Source organism: Pseudoalteromonas sp. MTN2-4, from assembly GCF_042848605.1.
Classification (GTDB): Bacteria; Pseudomonadota; Gammaproteobacteria; order Enterobacterales; family Alteromonadaceae; genus Pseudoalteromonas.
In genome coordinates this window covers 1-382 of record NZ_BTGK01000080.1, presented here as the reverse complement: position 1 = coordinate 382, position 382 = coordinate 1, and the positions used below count along the sequence as shown (strand labels likewise).

1 protein-coding gene is annotated in these 382 nt (G+C 34.6%); it reads right to left on the bottom strand.

Going from position 1 to position 382, the window contains the following annotated elements; genetic code table 11:
- Positions 1-106 precede the first annotated feature (106 nt).
- The coding region (locus ACGHEH_RS21810) for a hypothetical protein (protein ID WP_390449921.1) at positions 107-382 on the bottom strand (276 nt) is incomplete at its 5' end.

Sequence of the window (382 nt, the reverse complement as noted above, 5' to 3'; positions counted from 1 at the left end):
CATAACGCCTCGCTTAACCGGCGCAAAATAGCAGGCTAAAATTAGCGACGAAGGAGCGCAAGCCTGCTGTTTTGCGTCCTTTGGTTAAAGCGTTTGTTATATGCAATTAACCATCAATATCACTTAAATCTTTTGCATTATAATCATTTAACTCTATATAGGTTACTTTATTAAAAAGCCTTATTAAACACAAAACTGCAAAGAACAAAGCCAAAAAGAAGTACAAGATTCCCGTTAACTCAAAAAAATCAAAATCTATGCAAACACCATTAGAATGGCACCCATTTCGCGGTAAGCTTTCATATACAAGAAAGGTAAAAAATAGTGATAAAACAAAATAGATTAAGTTTAAAATCACAGACGCCTCCATTGCATATAACGC